The 17363-nt window shown below is 73.4% G+C and carries 14 protein-coding genes; 9 read left to right on the top strand and 5 right to left on the bottom strand.

The features are described 5' to 3' along the window. Positions 1-224 precede the first annotated feature (224 nt). The 3 genes from GA0070560_RS05065 (at position 225) to GA0070560_RS05055 (ending at position 4370) form a co-directional block, all read left to right on the top strand. Positions 225-1868 (top strand): BCCT family transporter, encoded by a 1644-nt coding sequence (locus GA0070560_RS05065; protein WP_091291876.1) that lies wholly within the window; start codon positions 225-227, stop codon positions 1866-1868. A gap of 88 nt (positions 1869-1956) precedes the next feature. After that, on the top strand, positions 1957-3834 hold the full coding sequence (dnaG, locus tag GA0070560_RS05060; protein WP_091291874.1) for a DNA primase: 1878 nt from the start codon (positions 1957-1959) through the stop codon (positions 3832-3834). After that, positions 3834-4370 (top strand): hypothetical protein, encoded by a 537-nt coding sequence (locus GA0070560_RS05055; RefSeq protein ID WP_091291872.1) that lies wholly within the window; start codon positions 3834-3836, stop codon positions 4368-4370. The genes dnaG and GA0070560_RS05055 overlap by 1 nt, the downstream gene beginning before the upstream one ends. A 121-nt stretch (positions 4371-4491) precedes the next feature. Here GA0070560_RS05055 and GA0070560_RS05050 read toward each other — a convergent pair whose 3' ends face one another. The 5 genes from GA0070560_RS05050 to GA0070560_RS05030 form a co-directional block, all read right to left on the bottom strand. Further along, complete coding sequence (locus GA0070560_RS05050; protein WP_091291869.1) at positions 4492-5457, bottom strand: TAXI family TRAP transporter solute-binding subunit; 966 nt, start codon at positions 5455-5457, stop codon at positions 4492-4494. Next, positions 5454-5846 carry a roadblock/LC7 domain-containing protein gene (locus GA0070560_RS05045; protein WP_091291866.1) on the bottom strand — a complete coding sequence of 131 codons (393 nt, stop codon included), beginning with the start codon at positions 5844-5846 and terminating at the stop codon, positions 5454-5456. Before GA0070560_RS05045 ends, GA0070560_RS05050 begins: the two co-directional genes overlap by 4 nt. Beyond that, positions 5843-8254 (bottom strand): sensor histidine kinase, encoded by a 2412-nt coding sequence (locus GA0070560_RS29745; protein ID WP_091291863.1) that lies wholly within the window; start codon positions 8252-8254, stop codon positions 5843-5845. Before GA0070560_RS29745 ends, GA0070560_RS05045 begins: the two co-directional genes overlap by 4 nt. Before the next feature lie 66 nt (positions 8255-8320). After that, complete coding sequence (locus GA0070560_RS05035; protein ID WP_091291860.1) at positions 8321-9340, bottom strand: TAXI family TRAP transporter solute-binding subunit; 1020 nt, start codon at positions 9338-9340, stop codon at positions 8321-8323. Further along, positions 9337-11451 (bottom strand): TRAP transporter permease, encoded by a 2115-nt coding sequence (locus GA0070560_RS05030; RefSeq protein WP_245675368.1) that lies wholly within the window; start codon positions 11449-11451, stop codon positions 9337-9339. Before GA0070560_RS05030 ends, GA0070560_RS05035 begins: the two co-directional genes overlap by 4 nt. A 454-nt stretch (positions 11452-11905) precedes the next feature. On the opposite strand from GA0070560_RS05030, the gene GA0070560_RS05025 reads away from it, so the two are divergent. The 6 genes from GA0070560_RS05025 (at position 11906) to GA0070560_RS05000 (ending at position 17348) form a co-directional block, all read left to right on the top strand. Beyond that, a complete protein-coding gene (locus GA0070560_RS05025; protein ID WP_091291857.1) occupies positions 11906-12838 on the top strand; it encodes an ABC transporter ATP-binding protein in 933 nt (310 codons plus the stop codon). Between the two features lie 62 nt (positions 12839-12900). After that, positions 12901-13443 (top strand): hypothetical protein, encoded by a 543-nt coding sequence (locus GA0070560_RS05020; protein WP_139131438.1) that lies wholly within the window; start codon positions 12901-12903, stop codon positions 13441-13443. 101 nt (positions 13444-13544) lie between these two features. Next, complete coding sequence (locus GA0070560_RS05015) at positions 13545-14330, top strand: ABC transporter permease (protein WP_091291993.1); 786 nt, start codon at positions 13545-13547, stop codon at positions 14328-14330. A 12-nt stretch (positions 14331-14342) separates the two neighbouring features. After that, positions 14343-15152, top strand: coding sequence for an ABC transporter permease (locus tag GA0070560_RS05010; RefSeq protein ID WP_091291853.1), 810 nt, complete (start codon positions 14343-14345; stop codon positions 15150-15152). 64 nt (positions 15153-15216) lie between these two features. After that, positions 15217-16311, top strand: coding sequence for a YihY/virulence factor BrkB family protein (locus tag GA0070560_RS05005; protein ID WP_091291851.1), 1095 nt, complete (start codon positions 15217-15219; stop codon positions 16309-16311). 188 nt (positions 16312-16499) lie between these two features. Beyond that, positions 16500-17348 carry a sensor histidine kinase gene (locus GA0070560_RS05000; protein ID WP_170839279.1) on the top strand — a complete coding sequence of 283 codons (849 nt, stop codon included), beginning with the start codon at positions 16500-16502 and terminating at the stop codon, positions 17346-17348. Positions 17349-17363: the final 15 nt, after the last annotated feature.

Here is a 17363-nt window from a genome sequence, read left to right as displayed (position 1 = left end):
CCCCCCCACCCCACCCACCCCACCCACCCCACCCACCCCCGCCACGGCCCTCGTCCCCGCGCCGATCTTGCAGTTGGGGTCGACCCTTCGCCCCGACATGCCCGTTTCGTCGGGACCGCAAGTGCAAGATCGCGCGCTCGGGGTCGGGTGGGGGTGGGTGGGGAGGTGGGTGAGATGGGTGGATATCGCCTGCTGGCGGGGTCGGTCACCGGCACGATGTGACCATGGCGGAGCAGGTGGAGGACGCGGGTACGGCAGCGACCAGGAGCCCTGATCCGGTGCTGCTCGCGCTGGGCGTGGGTGGGGTGCTGGCGGTCGTGCTCTGGGGCGTGGCCGCCCGCAGCTCGCTGGCCGACTTCGGCGAGTCCGGGCTGGCCTGGGTGATCGACACCTTCGGCTGGTTCTTCGTCGTCGCGGCGGACGCCTTCCTGGTGCTCGCGGTGGTCATCGCGGCGTCCCGGTACGGCCGGATCCGGTTGGGCGCCGACGACGACGAGCCGGAGTTCAGCACGCTGGCCTGGATCGCCATGATGTTCAGCGCCGGGATGGGGATCGGCCTCGTCTTCTTCGCGGTGGCCGAGCCGATCCAGCACTACGCCACGCCGCCGCCGGCCACCGGCGTCGAGGCGCAGACCCCGGCGGCCGGCGCGGCGGCCATGCAGTACACGCTCTTCCACTGGACGCTGCACCCGTGGGGGATCTACGCCGTCACCGCGCTCGCGCTGGCCTACTCGACCTTCCGCAAGGGGCGGGACAACCGGATCTCGGCCGCGTTCCGACCGCTGCTCGGCGGGCGGGCCGACGGGGCTGCCGGTCGGGCCGTCGATCTGCTCGCCGTCTTCGCCACGGTCTTCGGCTCGGCCACCAGCCTCGGTCTCGGCGCGCTCCAGGTGGCCGCCGGTCTGGACCTGGTGGCCGGCGTACCGGACACCCGGGCGGTGGAGCTGATCGTGATCGGCGCGCTCACCCTGGCCTTCGTCGTCTCGGCCTTCTCCGGGCTGCACCGGGGCGTCAAGTGGCTCTCCACCACCAACGTCCTGCTGGCCGTGCTGCTGATGGTCTTCGTGTTCGTGGTGGGGCCGACGATCTACACGCTGGAGGTGCTGCCCGCCTCGGTCGGCGACTACCTGAGCAACCTGGTGTTCATGTCCACCCGTACCGGCGCCTTCTCCGACCCGGCCTGGCTCGGGGGCTGGACGATCTTCTACTGGGCGTGGTGGATCTCCTGGGCGCCGTTCGTCGGCACCTTCATCGCCCGCATCTCGCGCGGGCGGACCGTGCGCCAGTTCCTGGTGGGGGTGCTGCTGGTGCCCAGCGGGGCCAGCGCCATCTGGTTCGCCGTGCTGGGGGGCAGCGCGTTGCGCGCCCAGGCCACCGGCGCCCGCGACCTGGTGGCGGACGTCGGGGCGGGCAGCGAGCAGGCGCTGTTCGGCCTGCTGGGGGCGCTGCCGCTGGCGACCGTCACCAGCGTGCTGGCCATGGTCCTCATCGCGGTCTACTTCGTGACCAGCGCCGACTCGGCGTCGCTGGTGCTGGGTTCGCTCACCTCCGGCGGCGCGCTGCGCCCGCACCGTGTGCTCGTGGTGCTCTGGGGTGTGCTGATCGGGGCGGTCGCCGCCGCGCTGCTGCTCGCCGGCGGCCTGGCCGCCCTGCAACAAGCGACGATCATGGTGGCGCTGCCGTTCGTGGTGGTGATGCTCGGGCTGGCCGTGGCGCTGCTGCGCGACATGGGCCGGGATCCGGCGGCCAACCCGCAGCTGGCCCGGGGCCGCCGGTCCGGCCTGGCCGCCGCCGTGTGGGCCGCCCGGTCGTACGACGAGGAGGACCCGCCGCCGGTCACCCGCTGGCTCCACCGCCGCCCCCGCTGACCCCGGGGCGCTCGCCACACGCCCGTCCCCCGCCCTACGGATCGCCGGTCCGGCAGGGCAGGATGTAGGGCCGAGGGGGTGGCACTGAATGGCTGGGCGGATCCGGGACGAGGACATCGCGCTGGTCCGGGAGCGCACCTCCATCGCCGAGGTCATCTCGGACACGGTGACCCTCCGGTCGGCCGGCGGCGGCAACCTCAAGGGGCTCTGCCCGTTCCACGACGAGAAGAGCCCGTCGTTCAACGTCTCGCCCGCCCGCAACGTCTTCTACTGCTTCGGCTGCGGGGTCGGCGGCGACGCGATCAAGTTCCTGATGGACGCCGAGCACCTCAGCTTCGTCGAGTCCGTCGAGCGGCTCGCCGCCCGGGCCGGCCTGCAGTTGCGTTACGTGGAGGGCGACCAGGCCGCCCCGCGCAACCGCCCCCAGCAGGGGCAGCGGCAGCGGCTGGTGGCCGCGCACGCCGCCGCGGTGGAGTTCTACCAGGCACAGCTCACCACGGCCGGTGCGCGGCCGGCGCGGGAGTTCCTGGCCCAGCGCGGCTTCGACCGGGCCGCCGCCGAGCGCTACGGCTGCGGGTTCGCCCCCGAGGCCTGGGATCTGCTCACCAAGCACCTGCGCCAGCAGGGCTTCAGCCACGACGAGCTGGTCACGGCGGGGCTGTCCCGCCCGGCCCGCTCGGGCTCGCTGATCGACCGGTTCCGCCGCCGGCTGCTCTGGCCGATCCGCGACCTGGCCGGCGACGTGATCGGCTTCGGCGCCCGCAAGCTCTTCGACGACGACGACGGTCCGAAGTACCTCAACACCCCCGAGACGCCGATCTACAAGAAGTCGCACGTGCTCTACGGCATCGACCAGGCCAAGCGGGAGATCGCCAAGCAGGGCAAGGTGGTCGTCGTCGAGGGCTACACCGATGTGATGGCCTGTCACCTGGCCGGCGTGCCGACGGCGGTCGCCACCTGCGGCACCGCCTTCGGCGCCGATCACATCGGCGTGCTGCGACGGCTCCTGCTGGACACCGACGCGGTGGCCGGCGAGATCATCTTCACCTTCGACGGGGACGCCGCCGGTCAGAAGGCCGCGCTGCGCGCGTTCGAGGACGACCAGCGCTTCGTGGGTCGTACCTTCATCGCGGTCAGCCCCGACAACATGGACCCGTGCGAGCTGCGCCTGGCCAAGGGCGACCTCGCGGTCCGCGACCTGGTCGCCCGCCGCGAGCCGCTGGTGGACTTCGCGCTGCGCCATGTGATCAACCGGTACGACCTCGACACGGTCGACGGCCGGGTGGAGGCGATGCGCCGCGCCGCCCCCCTGGTCGCCAAGATCAAGGACCGGGAGAAGCGCCCGGAGTACGTCCGCAAGCTCGCCGGCGACCTCGGCATGGAGATCGAGCCGGTGCAGCGGGCGGTGCTCGCCGCCGGCAACGCTCCGACCGGTGACCGGGGCGCCGGTGCCCCGGCCCGGTCCCGGGCCGCCGCGTCCGAGCCGGCCGTGGACAGCCCCAGCTCGATGGTCGAGCGGGAGGCGTTGAAGCTCGCCCTCCAGGAGCCGGTGCTGGCCGGGCCGATGTTCGACGCCGTCGAGGCGCCGGAGTACCGGCATCCGGTGCACCAGGCGGTGCGGGCGGCGATCGCGGCGGCCGGCGGGGCGTCGGCGGCGGCCGGGGGCGCGGTGTGGATCGAGTCGGTCCGCGACGCCTGCGAGGACCTGGCCGCCCGGGCGCTCGTCGGCGAACTGGCCGTGGAGCCGCTGCGCATCGCCGGGGAGCCCGACCCGCGCTACGTGTCGGTGACCATGGCCCGGCTCCAGTGGGGCTCGGTCACCGCCCGGATCCGAGACCTGAAATCCAAGATCCAGCGAATCAACCCGGTGAACAACAAGGACGAGTACTTCGCCCTCTTCGGGGAACTGCTCTCGCTGGAGCAGCACGCGCGGGCACTGCGTGAGCAGGCCGCGGGAGGACTGTGATGGGACTGTTCAGCCGTAAGCCGAAGCTGCCGCCCGCCGCCCGGCCCCCGCTCGCCGCCGACGAGCGGGTGCTGGCCTGGGCCACCGCCGGCAACGGCGAGGGCGACGGCGTGGTGGTCGCCAGCAACCTCGGGCTCTGGCTGCCCGGCCGGGGGCACCGGCTGGGCTGGCACGACATCCTCAAGGCCGTCTGGTCCGGTCGTGAGCTGACCGTCACCCCGGCCGAGCCGCTGACCGAGCGGGACGGCTACCAGGTGGTCGCCGACTGTCCCGCCGAGACGTACCTGCTGCTCGAACCGGGCGACCTGCCGCACCAGGTGCGGGCCCGGGTCACCCGATCGGTGGCGTACACCGCGCACCACCCGGTGCCCGGCGGCGCCGGGCGGATCGCGGCCCGGCGGGTGGCCGGTGTGGACGGCCTGGCCTGGACGGTCCGGTTCGATCCGGGCACCCCGGCCGACGACGACGCGGTGCTGGCCGAGACCGACCGGCTGGTCGCCGCCGCCCGGGTCGCCACGTCCCCGACGGACGTCTGACCCGTCCCCCGGTTGCGTCCGGGACAGCCGACAGCCGCCGTCGAGGGTGAACCCGACCGCCTGCGCCGGGTGGACGCCGCCCGGCGGAGCACGGACGAGCGCCGGCAGAGTCCGCCCGGGCTCAGTTGCCCTGGTAGAAGCGGGCCGCGCCGGGGTGCAGGGGGATCGGATCGGTGCCGGCGGCGCTCTGCCGGGTGAAGTTGCCCGCCTCCGGGTGCACCCCGATCAGGTCACCCTGGTACGTGAAGAGCAGCCGGGTCAGGTCGTACGCGAGTTGGTCCGGCATGTCCGCGCCGACCAGCATCATGTTCGCCACCGTCACGGTGGGGGTGCCGGTGGGGGTGCGGTAGACGTCCTTCGGCAGCTCTGCGGTGGTGTACACCGAGCCGTACCTGGCGTTCAGCGGCTCGATCAGGTTGGCGATCGGCAGCAGCGCGAACCTTCCCGACGATCTGGAGAGCAGGTCGGCGATGCCCGGGGTGGGCAGGCCGCCGGAGAAGAACATCGCGTCGAGGCTGCCCGCCCGCATCCGCTTGACCGTCTCCGGCAGGGACAGGGTGAACCGGCGGACGTCCCGGTCCGGGTCCATCCCCCCGGCGGTCAGCAGCCGCCCGGCGATGATGTCCGTGCCGGACTTCGGCGAACCGGTGGAGACCCGCTTCCCGCGCAGCCCCGCGAAGTCCTTGATCTTCGCGTCGGTCCGGACGATCACATGGGTGTAGTTGCTGTAGACCCGGGCCAACGCCCGGACCGGCTGGGGCTGGCTGAAGGCACCCCGGCCGGTGACCGCGTCGGCGGCGGTGTCGGCGAGGCTGAAGGCGACCTCCATGTCCCCGCTGGCCAACCGGTTGATGTTCTCCACCGAGGCACCGGTCGGCTCGGCCCGCGCCTCGTACCCGGGCAGGTGCCGGCTGATCACGTCGGCGTAGCCGCCGCCGAGCTGGTAGTACACGCCGGTGGTGTTGCCGGTGGCCAGGAAGATCCGCCCGCCGTGCCAGGCCTCCGGCGCGGGCTCGGCCTGCCCGCAACCGGCGGCGAGCACGGTGACCAGCAGGGCGGCCAGCCACCGTAGCGACCGGCGGGTCATCCCCGGACCGCCGGTTCCAGCGCCTCGGCCACCCGCTGCACCAACGTCGCCGTCTCGAAGCCGACCTGGCCGAGGTCGCAGCCCGGCGCGGCGAGCACCCCGAGCAGCGCCCGCTCCCCGACCGCCATCACCAGCATCACGCCACCGTCCATGTCGACGATCTGCTGCCGTACCCGCCCGGCGGACATCAGCCGTGCCGCGCCGACGGTGAGGCTGGCCAGCCCGCTGATCACGGCGGCGAGCTGGTCCACCTGATCGGTGGCGAGGTGGGGCGAGGCGGCCAGTCGCAGCCCGTCCTCGGAGACCGCCAGGGCGTGGGAGACGTCCGGCACCTGCTCGGCGAAGTTCGCCAGGAGCCAGTCGAGGCCCGGGCTCACGGGTGAGGTCATTGCTGTCTCCCAATCGGTCCGTTGTGCTGGTTACGTCGCATCGCGCTGGCCACACCCTCGGCGAGGGCGGAGAGCCGGGCCCGCACCACCTCCGGGTCCAGCGGGTCGTCCGCCTTCCGGGGCGGCGGGACGTGGTGCAGCCCGGTGGGCATCGCGCCGCCCCGGGTACGCCGGGGCAGACCCGTCCCGGTGGTCGCCGCCGGGCCGGGCGGCGGTGCCGCGGCTCCCCGGCCGGCCGGCGGCCGGGTCGGCGCGGCACCCCGGCCGCCAGGTCCGATGACCGGTAGCGAGACCGTGGGCGCATGGTGCGCGCCGACCGCCTCGGCGAGGGCATGGCCGTTGTACGGCGTCTCGGCCGTCCGTGCCCCGGACATCCCGGTCGGCACCGCGGTCGCGGTGGCCGGCGTGCCGGTCCGGGGCCGGAACCAGGCGGCCGACGGGGCCGGCTGACGGTTCGGAACGGGCCGGCGGGAGACCGCCTCCAGTCGGGTCAGCGCGCTCTCCGGCACCTCGACCTGTGCGATCGTGCCGTGGCCGGTGTTGTGCAGCTGGACCCGGATCCCGTGCCGGGCCGCCAGGTGGGCCACCACGTGCAGGCCCATGCTGCCGGCCGCGGCGCTGGAGAGCACGGCCGGGGCGAGCAGCCGCTCGTTGATCTCGACGAGTCGGCTCTCGCTGATGCCGATGCCCTGGTCGTGCACGCGCAGGGTGAGCCCGTCGACGGTACGGCGGCCGTCCACGTGCACCGGGGCGTGCGGCGGCGAGTAGTTGGTGGCGTTCTCCAGCAGTTCGGCGAGGAGGTGGACCAGGTAGCCCACCGCGGAGCCGTGCACCGCGGCGGGCGGCACGTCGATCTCGACCCGGGCGTAGTCCTCGATCTCCGAGGCGGCGGCGCGGACCACGTCGGCCAGCAGGTGGTCGCCCTCCTGCGCGCGGCCGGGCTCACCCCCGGCGAGGATCAGCAGGTTCTCCCCGTTGCGGCGCATCCGGGCGGCGAGGTGGTCGAGGGCGAACAGCCGGGCCAGCGCGTCCGGGTCGGTCTCCTCACGTTCGAACTCGTCGAGCAGCCGGAGCTGCCGGGTGATCAGCGTCCGGATCCGCCGGGCCAGCGCCTCGGCCATCCGGGTCACGTCCAGCCGCAGCTCGGCCTGCTCGCCGGCGAGCCGCAGCGCCGCCCGGTTCACCGTGTCGAACGCCTCGGCCACCTGGGCGACCTCGTCGCGTCCCTGCCGGATGCCGGCGGTGAGCCGGGTGGCCGCGCCTTCGGTGGGCGTGCCGTTGCCGGACGCGATCGCGGTGATCCGCTCGGGCAGCTCGGTGTGGGCCATGGTCAGCGCCGCGATCCGCAGCCGACGCAGCCGGCGGCTGGTGCGTACCGCCAGCAGCGCGGCGGCGAGCAGCGCGGCGGTGGCCACGGCGGTGGTCGCGCCGCCGGTGAGCAGGGCCTGCTGTCGGGCGTTCCCGGCCAGGGTCGCGGCCTGCCGGTCCAGGTCTTCGGAGAGTTCCCGGCCGAGGAGGTTGTACCGGCGGATCACCCCGCTCTGCGCCACGAACCAGGCGTCGCCGTCGACCTTCAGCGCGTCCGGGAGGGTCTCGCCGTTGACGGCGCTGTCGCGCATCCGCTGCGCGGTCGACACGTCCGAGCCGGACACCAGCCGGGCGTACGCGGCCTGTGCCTCGCTGCCGGCGATCCGGGAGAACTCGGCCTGGCGCTGCTCCTGCGCGCCCCGCAGCTGGCCGAGCCGGACCAGCTCGCCCGGCGCCAGTTCGCCGCGGACGAAGACCGCCCGGAGCAGGTCGCGTTCCAACGAGGCCAGGTGCTCCTGGGCGGCGACCGCCGCCACCTCCCGGGCCGCGTTGGCCAGGTCGGTGTCGCGCAGCTGGGCCGGCAGGGCGTCGGCGACGGAGAGCAGGGACTCGACCAGCGCCACGTAGGTCGAGTCGACGGCCCCGGACTCGGTCACCGCGCGGCGGGCCGGATCGAGCCGGTAGAGATGGTCGTCGGTGGCGTCGAGCGCGCCACCGAGGTCCGGGGCGGCCCGGCGGGCCTCCCGGCTGGCGGATCGGTACCGCTCGACGGCGGTGTCCACCCGCCGCCGCTGCGCGTCGACGAGGGGGCGGCCGCTGGTGCCGCCGCGCTGGCGCAGGGCGGCCGTCTCGCCGAGTTCCCGTTCGAGTTCGTGCACCAGGCGCACGGTGGCGGTGGCGGTGCCGGCGAGGACCCGGGCGCGGTCGGCGTCGGTGGAGGCGTCCAACGCGGTTCCGGTCTGGGTGGCGCCGAGCACCACCAGGCCGAGGGTGGCCACCAGGATGGGCGCGAGGAGTTGGGTACGGACCGACCAGAGCTGGTCGGTGTGGTCGGTGGGCCGGTTGTGCCGGCGTACACGGGCGGGGCGGGGGAGCGGCACGGGGTCTCCCGGTGGTGGTCGGGGGCGCCGGGTCCGGGCGGATGGGCCCGGACCCGGCGTCGCGGGTCAGTTCGCGCCGAGGTCCTGCAGGGCCTTGGCCGCGCCGCGGTGCATCGGGACGGGGTCGGTCTTGCGGGCGTTGTTCAGGTCGATGCCCTTGGCCGCCGGGTTGGCCTGGGCCAGGGCGTCCTTCTTCTCGAAGACCGTGCGGGTGATCGCGCAGGCGACGTTGGCGTCGAGGTCCTTGCGGACCAGCAGCACGTTCGGCACCACGATGGTCGGGGTGTCCGCCGCGGTCTTGTAGACGTCCGCGGAGATGGTGCCGGCCTGGTACGCCGGGTTGAGTTCGGTCATCTTCGGCAGCAGCGGGGTGATGTCGATGAACTTCACCTTGTCCCCGGCGGTGGTGAAGAGGTCGGTCACGCCGCCGGTGGGCACGCCGCCGGACCAGAAGAACCCGTCGACGCTGCCGTCCTTGACCCCCTCGACGGTCTTGGTCAGGTCGAGGCGCTGCGCCTGGACGTCCTTCTCCGGGTCCAGCCCGGCGGCGGTGAGCAGGCGGTTGGCGATGACCTCGGTGCCGGACTTCGGGGAGCCGGTGGAGATCTTCTTGCCCTTCATGTCGGCGACCGAGTTGATGCCGGAGTCGGCCCGGACGACCACCTGGGTGTAGTTGTCGTAGATCCGGGCCAGCGCCTCGACCGGTTGCGGGGAGGTGAAGGTGGCCTTGCCCTGCACCGCGTTGACGGCGGTGTCGAAGAGGGAGAAGGCGACGTCGTACTGGCCGGCGACGAGCTGCTCGATGTTCTGCACGGAGGCGCCGGTCTCGGCGGCGGTGCCGGTGAGCTTGCCGTCGGTGTTGGCGGAGAGCTGGCCCGCGAGGGCGTTGCCGACCACGTAGTAGACCCCGGTGGCGTTGCCGGTGGCGATGCCGACCCGGGTGCTGTCGGTCACCTTGCAGGTGACCTCGCTGGCCGTGTCGTCCTTCGCCGCGCCGTCCTGGCGGCCCCCGCAGCCGGCGGCGCCCGCCGCGACCAGGGCGAGCGCCCCCACTCCGGCGGCGATCCGCACGTTGATCCGTCTCACTGAATGTCCTCCCCAGGGTGTCCGGATGGAACTGCCCGCGGTGCGCCGGTCCGGCCGGCGGTGCCGCGTCGTACGAGCGCACCGGCCACCATCAGGGCGGTCAGGACCGCGCCGACCGTGACGGGTACGGGTTCGAGCCAGAGCAGCGTCAGCCCGGCGAGCGCGCCGACGAGCCGCTCCGGCGTGCCGGCCGGGCCGACGCCGGGCAGCCAGCCGCCCGCCGCCACGGCCAGTACGGCCACGCTGAGCGCGCAGACCAGCCCGGCGACCGCGATCCGTTCCGGCCCGCCGATGCCGAGCAGCCCGAGCCCGGTCGGGGTGATCACGAAGGCGAGCGGGATGAGGTAGGCCGGCAGGGCGTACCGCAGGGTCTGCCACATGGTCGGCACCAGCCGCCCGCCGGTGACCGCGGCGGCGGCCACGGCGGCGAGCGCGGTCGGCGGGGAGACCTCGGACAGCACCGCGAAGTAGAAGACGAACATCGCCGCGGCGGGTGCGGCGACGCCGAGGTCGAGCAGGGCCGGGCCGATGATCACCCAGCCGATGACGAAGGAGGCGGTGACCGGCACCGCCAGCCCCAGCAGGGTGAGCGCGACGGCGGCGAGCAGCGCGGTCAGCGCCAGCACCACGGCCGGGTCCGAGCTGACCGCCTGCGCCCCGCTGATCAGCAGCGCCGCCGCCTGCGGGCCGAGGCCGGTCTTGGTGGTGGTCGCGGTGATGATGCCGGCGGCGGCGCAGACCGCGCTGACCGCCAGCACCCCGCGCACCCCGGAGCTGAGCGCCTGGACCAGTCGGGCCGGGGTGAGCCGGTGCCGGCGGTCCAGGAAGGAGAGCGCGGCGGCCAGGACGGTGGCGCCGACGACGGCCTTCGTCGCGGAGAGGCCGAGGGCGAGCAGCCCGGTGATCACCAGCAGGGAGAGGAAGTGGTAGCCGAACCGGCCGAGCAACCGCCACGGGGAGGTGGTGTCGATGACCACCGGCCGTACCCCGGAGCGCCGGGCGTCGATCTCCACCGAGAGCAGGATGCCGAGGTAGTACAGGACCGTCGGGACGGTCGCCCAGCCGAGCACCTGCAGGTACGACACGCCCAGGTACTCGGCGATGATGAAGGCGGCCGCGCCGAGGGTGGGCGGGGAGAGGATCGCCCCGACGCCGGCGGCGGCGAGCATCCCGCCGGCGCGTTCGGCCGGGTAGCCGGCCTTGCGCAGCACGGGCCAGGTGACCGCGCCGATGCTGACCGTCGTCGCGGCGCCCGAGCCGGAGACGGTGCCGAGCAGGAAGCCGGAGGCGACCGCGGTGCGCCCGGCGGCGGTGCGGGAGCGGCGGAAGGCGGCGGCGGAGAGTTCCACGAAGAACCGGCCCGCGCCGGAGAGGTCGAGCACCGCGCCGTAGATGGTGAAGAGCACGATGTACGTGGCCGCGACGTCGAGCGGGGTGCCGTAGAAGCCGCTGTCGGAGTTGTAGAACGCGTCGACCAGTTGGCCGAAGTCGAGCCCGGCGTGGGCCACCGGCAGGGACTGCGGCAGCAGCCCGCCGTAGTAGCCGTAGCCGAGGAAGAGCAGACAGACCGCCGGCAGGATCCAGCCCGTGGTGCGCCGGCACGCCTCCAGCAGCAGGAGCAGCAGTACGGTGCCCATCGCCACGTCGAGCGGCGTCAGCAGGCCCTGCCGGTCCAGGAAGGCGTCGTATCCGCCGCCGGCGCCCCCGATGGTGACCGGCAGCACCGGGTAGAGGCAGCTGACCAGCGCCGCGCCGGCCAGCACCCAGTCCGGCGCGGTGGGGCGGGTCCGGCCCGCGCCGGGCTGTTCCCCGCCGGTCGCCGTGCGCCGCCACGGCAGCCGCAGCTCCGCCGGGTACGCCAGGAAGACCATGGGCAGCACACCGGCCAGGAAAATGATCAGGTAGTACTTGCTGCCCTGGGAGAGCGGGGCGAAGACCTGTGCGAGCGCGAGCAGCGCGACCGCCACGGTGGCGCCGGTGAGCAACAGTCCGATCGGGCCGGTGAGTGTGCGTCCGGGTTTCTCGTCCTCGAATTGCGCGGCGAGTTCACGCGGATCCGGGGTCGCCGGGCGGGCCGGATCGACCGGCGCGTCCTCGGCGGGCAGCGGCACCGGGGCGTCGTCCACCGTGGCGCCCGTACCGCCGGGGCCGGGGTGCGGCGATTGCGGGATGGGATCGTCGGAGGAACGTACGGATGACACGAGGGGGGACGATACGCGAATGGTGTACACCATGGAATATTGCTGTTTGTGATTGCGGTCAGTGATGAGGAAGGCTAGTCAATTACTCTGTGAGAGGGCTATTCGGCGGAGTTCTGGCAGGTGGTGTGGTGCGTAATGGTTGACAATAGGGGGATGTCAGGCGGAGGCCGAAAAAGATCCGTCCTCTTTAGCTGCTTTTGCCTCGCGGTGGAGCGATACCACTGCGCCGAAAGTCTATTGTCTCAATTGGATCACACCAATCACGTTGCGTAGTGTCCGCTACCGTGCGTGGTGATGTCCCTGCCTCTTGTCGCGGATGTCGAAATGCCTCGTGGTTGTCGGAGGCCACCGGTACGGTCGGCCGGTGACCAGTGCGGCACCACTCATCCGGGCCCGGGGGCTGGTGAAGCGGTTCGGCGACTTCACCGCCGTCGACGGCATCGACGTGGAGGTACGCCCCGGCGAAGCCTTCGGCTTCCTCGGCCCCAACGGCGCCGGCAAGTCCTCCACCATGCGCATGATCGGGTGCATCTCCCCACCCAGCGGTGGCGAGCTGCGCATCCTCGGCATGGACCCGGTCCGCGACGGCCCCGCCATCCGGGCCCGCCTCGGCGTCTGCCCCCAACTGGACAACCTCGACCCCGAGCTGACCGTCCAGGAGAACCTCACCACCTACGCCCGCTACTTCGGCGTCCCGCGCTCCACGGCCCGCCGGCGGGCCGCCGAGCTGCTCGACTTCGTGCAGCTCACGGAGCGGGCCGACAGCCGGGTCGAGCCGCTCTCCGGCGGGATGAAACGCCGCTTGACCATCGCCCGCGCGCTGGTCAACGAGCCGGAGATCGTACTGCTCGACGAGCCGACCACCGGCCTCGACCCACAGGCCCGGCACCTCGTCTGGGAACGGCTGTTCCGGCTCAAGCAGCAGGGGGTCACGCTGGTGCTGACCACCCACTACATGGACGAGGCCGAGCAGCTCTGCGACCGGCTGGTGGTGATGGACGGCGGCCGGATCGTGGCCGAGGGATCGCCCCGCGCCCTGATCGAGCAGCACTCCACCCGCGAGGTGCTGGAGCTGCGCTTCGCGGCCGAGTCGCAGGAGGCGTTCGCCGGCAAGCTGGACGGCCTCGGGGAGCGGGTGGAGGTGCTGCCCGACCGGGTCCTGCTCTACGTCACCGACGGGGACGCGGCGTTGGCGCAGGTGGAGGCGCGCGGCCTCACGCCGGCTGCCGTGCTGGTCCGGCGCAGCAGCCTGGAGGACGTCTTCCTGCACCTCACCGGCCGCACCCTGGTCGACTGACCGGGTCCGGCCCGTGCGGTGGGGCGGCGTAGCATCGGCGGCCGGACCGGGGGAGGGCCACTGTGGCTGCGCGTTCACGTCGTCAGGCGGGCCTGACCGCGCTCTGTCTCGGTGTCTTCGCGACGATCTGGTTCAGCGTGCCGGCGGCCGATCCGCCGCTGCGGACCCTGCTCGTGGTCGCCAGCGGCGCGGCGTTGCTGACCGCCCTCGGCGGGGCGGCGGTCGTGCTGCGGGCCGGCCGTGCGGCGGCTGCCATGCCGCGGGACCGTCGCGCCGACCGGCGGTACGGCCTCATCGTCGCCGTCGAGTTCGCCGCGGCGGCGCTCGGCGCCGTGCTGCTCTCCGTCGCCGGACGGGTCGAGTTCGTCCCGGTGCTGGTCTGCGGGGTGGTCGGCGTGCACTTCGTGCCGCTCGCCCCCGTGCTGCGCGACCGGCTGCTGGTGCCACTCGCGGTGGCGATGTGCCTGGTGGCCCTGGCCGGGCTGGTGGTCGGGCTCACCTCGTCGGCCTCGGCGGGGCTGGTCGTCGGCACCGGCGCGGGCCTGGTGCTCTGGGGGTACGCGCTGCTCGCGCTGCTGCGCGCCGCCCGCGTCGCGGACCGGTGAACGGCGCGACACCCCGACCCGCCGACCGTAGGGTGGGTCCGGCCTGTCGTACCCCTCGGGTAGGAAGGGGGGTGGTGGACGGCGGTGGGACGGGGGTCGAGGTGAGCGTGGTGCAGCGGTCGCGGCCGGCGGTGCCTGCGCTGGCGGTCCTCGCGCACCACCTGACCGGCTACCGGCGCACCTGGCGTGCCGGGATCTTCTCGTCCTTCCTGCTGCCGACGCTCACCGTGGTCGGCTTCGGCCTGGGCGTCGGGGCGTACGTCGAACAGGGCGTCGACGGGGTGCCCTACCTCGACTGGATCGTGCCCGGGCTGCTCGCCTCCACCGCCGTGCAGGTGGCCATCGCCGAGTCGACCTGGCCGGTGTTCAGCAACTTCCAGTGGACCAGGACGTACTTCGCGCAGAGTTCGGCGCCGTTGCGCGTCGGCGACATCCTCGCCGGCCACCTGGGCTTCGTGCTGTTCCGGGCGCTCACCGCCAGCACCGCGTTCCTGCTGGTGACGGCGCTGTTCGGGGCGCTGGCCTCACCCTGGGCGGTGCTCACCCTGCCGGTGGTGGCGCTGCTCTGCCTGGCGGTGGCCGCGCCCACCTTCGCGTACGCCGCCGCCGTGTCGAGCGACAGCTGGCTGGCCATGCTGTTCCGCTTCGCGCTCATCCCGATGACGCTCTTCGCGGGGGTCTTCTTCCCGGTCGAGTCACTGCCCGACGGGCTGCGCCCGCTGGCGTACGCGACGCCGCTCTGGCACGCGGTCGACCTGTGCCGGGCGGCGACGCTGGGCGTGCCCCCGCAGTCCTCCGCCGTCGGCCACCTGCTCTACCTGGCCGCCTGGGCGGCTCTCGGCTGGGTGCTGGCCGTGCGCCTCTTCCGCCGCCGGCTCGTGGTCTAGAAGGAGCCGCACATGGTCACTCTCGTCCTGCCCCGGCTGCTCGACACCGCCGGCACGACCCGCCGTTCCGCCTCGATGGTGGAGCGCAACGTGGCCGCGCTCAAGTCGGTCTACTGGCTGCTGCTCATCTCCGGGTTCGTCGAGCCGGTGCTCTACCTCCTCTCGATCGGCTTCGGGGTGGGTCGGCTGATCGACGGCATCGCCCTGCCCGACGGCCGGGTGGTGGAGTACGCCGTGTTCGTCGCCCCGGCCATGCTCGCCGCGTCCGCGATGACCGGCGCGCTGGCCGAGACCACCTTCAACTTCTTCGGCAAGTTCAAGTACCAGAAGCTCTACGACGGGATCATCGCCACGCCGGTGCGCCCGTTCGAGATCGCGTTGGGGGAGCTGTCCTGGGCGATGGTGCGCGGCTCGGCGTACTCGGCGGCCTTCCTCGCGGTGATGGTGACGATGGGCCTGACCACCGGCGGTCGGGCGCTGCTCGCGTTCCCGGCGGCGGTGCTGACCGGGTTCGCCTTCGGCTCCGCCGGCATGGCGCTCTCCACCTTCATGCGCAGCTGGCAGGACTTCGACCTGATGGCCTCGGCGCAGTTCACCCTCTTCCTCTTCAGCGGCACCTTCATCCCCGCCGAGGTGTATCCTGCGGCGCTGCGCTGGCTGGTCGAGGTGACCCCGCTCTACCGCTCGGTGCACCTGCTGCGGGACGTCTGCGTCGGCGGGGGCGGCTGGTGGGGGCTGGCCGACGTGCTCTACCTGCTGGCGCTGACCGCACTCGGGCTGACGGTGGCTTCCCGGCGGATGGTGGGCCTGCTCTACAGGTGACGGGTTAACGTCCGGCCCGGTCGGGGCATGTCGAGGGGACACCGCCGATCACGAGGAGGGGCGCATGGCCTCCGACGAGACATCCGCCCGCAGCGGGCGCGACCGCGACAACCTGGGCACCGCGCCCGGCCGGCCCGGGCCGGACGACCGGGCCGAGGCCGTGCGGTCGGACCGGGACGTACGCCGGCGGCCGGTCGGCCCCGACGACGGCCCGGACAGCCCGACCGACCTGCCCGGATCCGGCTGGAAGGCGGCGTTGAAGCGTACGGTCAAGGAGTTCCAGGACGACAGCCTGACCGACTGGGCCGCCGCGCTGACCTACTACGGCGTGCTCTCCATCTTTCCCGGCCTGCTGGTGCTGATCTCCCTGCTCGGCCTGCTCGGTGACCGGGCCACCACCGGCGTCAAGGACACCGTCAACCAGGCGGTCCCGGAGGAGAACATCCGCAGGATCATCGAGGGGGCGATCGACCAGGCGGGCGCCTCCGGCGGGCTGGCCAGCCTCGCGGCGATCATCGGTCTGCTGGCCGCCTTCTGGTCCGCGTCCGGATACATCGCCGCCTTCATGCGCGCCTCGAACACCATCTACGACGTGCCGGAGGGCCGGCCGATCTGGAAGACCCTGCCGATCCGGCTCGGGGTGACCGCCGTGATCGGCGTGATGCTGCTGGCCTGCGCGGTGATCGTGGTCTTCACCGGCGGCTTCGCCGAGCAGGTCGGCAGCGCGATCGGGGTCGGCTCGACCGCGGTGACGGTGTGGAACATCGCCAAGTGGCCGGTGCTGCTGCTCCTGGTCAGCCTGATGTTCGCGATCCTCTACTGGGCCTCGCCGAACGCCCGCCACGGCGGCTTCCGCTGGGTGAGCCCGGGCGGCATCCTGGCCGTGGTGATCTGGCTGGTCATCTCCGGCCTCTTCGCGCTGTACGTCAGCAACTTCGGGTCGTACAACAAGACCTACGGTGCCCTGGCCGGCGTGATCATCTTCCTGATCTGGCTCTGGCTGAGCAACATCGCCATCCTGCTCGGCGCCGAGTTCGACGCGGAGCTGGAGCGCGGCCGGGCGATCTCCGCCGGCCACTCCCCGGAGGAGGAGCCGTACGTCGAGCTGCGCGACGACCGCAAGCTCAGGAAGAAGCGCAACGCCGCGGGCAGGCGCTGACCGGCCCGCTCACGCAACCGCCCCGTCGCTCACCTCGCGGCGGGGCGGACGTGTGTCCGGGCGGCCACCGCGCCGCGAAGTCCTGGCCACCTGCCGGACCGGTTCCCGGCGCCGGTGACCCGATGGGCGGGCGGCGGGCCGGCGGTGCGCCGGGCCGCTCGCCCGGTGGCTGCCGTACGTTGGGCCGCATGGGACGCCTCGCACAGTGGCGTCGGGTCGCGCGGGCGCACCCGGCAGTGGCAGACGTGCTGCTCGCCGTCGTGCTGTTCGTGGCGAGCCTGCTGCCGCTGAGCCCGCCCGGTGGGCCGCCCCGGACCTCGCTCACGGCCGGCGCGGTGCTGCTCGCCGCCCTCGGCTGCGGGGCGTTGACGCTGCGCCGGCGTCACCCGCTGCCGGTGCTCGCCGTGGCGACCGTCACCGTGGTGCTGGCGCAGTTCACCGGTCTGGCGCGTGGCCCTCTCGTGATCGCCGTGGCGGTCGCCGCGTACACCCTCGGCACCCGGAGCGCGGCGGCGGCCGAGCGGAGCGGAACCGGGAAGGCGCCACGCCGCGCGGAGGAGCCTGCCGTCCCGACCGCGCCGGTCCCCAGCCTCAACCGGCTGGACGCGCTGGTGGAGGGTTGTGGCGCCGGGCAGTCGGTGCGGTGGACCGTCTCCGGCCAGCCCCGGCCGTTGCCCACGGCGGTGGACGTCACGGCGTACCGGATCATCCAGGAGTCGCTGACCAACGCGTACCGGCACGCACCGGGCGCGGCCGTCGCGGTCCGCCTGCGCTACGACCCCGACGGCGTCACCGTCGAGGTACGCGACGACGGCGCACCCGCTGCGGCGCAGGCGGACGCCGCCGCCACGGACGGCGGGGCACGACCCGCCGCCGCCACGGCCGCCGGCATCCGGTCGGGCGCCGGGCTCGGCGTCGTCGGGATGCGGGAGCGTGTCGAGGCGGTCGGCGGCACCTTCGCCGCCGGTCCGCGCCCCGACGGAGGCTGGCTGGTCCGCGCGCAACTGCCCGCACCCGAGGAGCTGCCCGACGCCTGAGAAACGCGTCGGGCC

Origin of the sequence: Micromonospora halophytica (assembly GCF_900090245.1) — a bacterium.
GTDB lineage: Bacteria > Actinomycetota > Actinomycetes > Mycobacteriales > Micromonosporaceae > Micromonospora > Micromonospora halophytica.
Note: the sequence above shows the minus strand (reverse complement) of the source record. Positions and strands in the feature narration are given on the sequence as shown.

What these genes read in the sequence shown, in the direction of transcription:
- GA0070560_RS05050 (WP_091291869.1), bottom strand. Translation starts at nt 5,457, where the DNA reads ATGACCCGCCGGTCGCTACGGTGGCTGGCCGCCCTGCTGGTCACCGTG.
- GA0070560_RS05065 (WP_091291876.1), top strand. Translation starts at nt 225, where the DNA reads ATGGCGGAGCAGGTGGAGGACGCGGGTACGGCAGCGACCAGGAGCCCT.
- GA0070560_RS05005 (WP_091291851.1), top strand. Translation starts at nt 15,217, where the DNA reads ATGGCCTCCGACGAGACATCCGCCCGCAGCGGGCGCGACCGCGACAAC.
- GA0070560_RS05000 (WP_170839279.1), top strand. Translation starts at nt 16,500, where the DNA reads ATGGGACGCCTCGCACAGTGGCGTCGGGTCGCGCGGGCGCACCCGGCA.
- dnaG (WP_091291874.1), top strand. Translation starts at nt 1,957, where the DNA reads ATGGCTGGGCGGATCCGGGACGAGGACATCGCGCTGGTCCGGGAGCGC.
- GA0070560_RS05010 (WP_091291853.1), top strand. Translation starts at nt 14,343, where the DNA reads ATGGTCACTCTCGTCCTGCCCCGGCTGCTCGACACCGCCGGCACGACC.
- GA0070560_RS05045 (WP_091291866.1), bottom strand. Translation starts at nt 5,846, where the DNA reads ATGACCTCACCCGTGAGCCCGGGCCTCGACTGGCTCCTGGCGAACTTC.
- GA0070560_RS05055 (WP_091291872.1), top strand. Translation starts at nt 3,834, where the DNA reads ATGGGACTGTTCAGCCGTAAGCCGAAGCTGCCGCCCGCCGCCCGGCCC.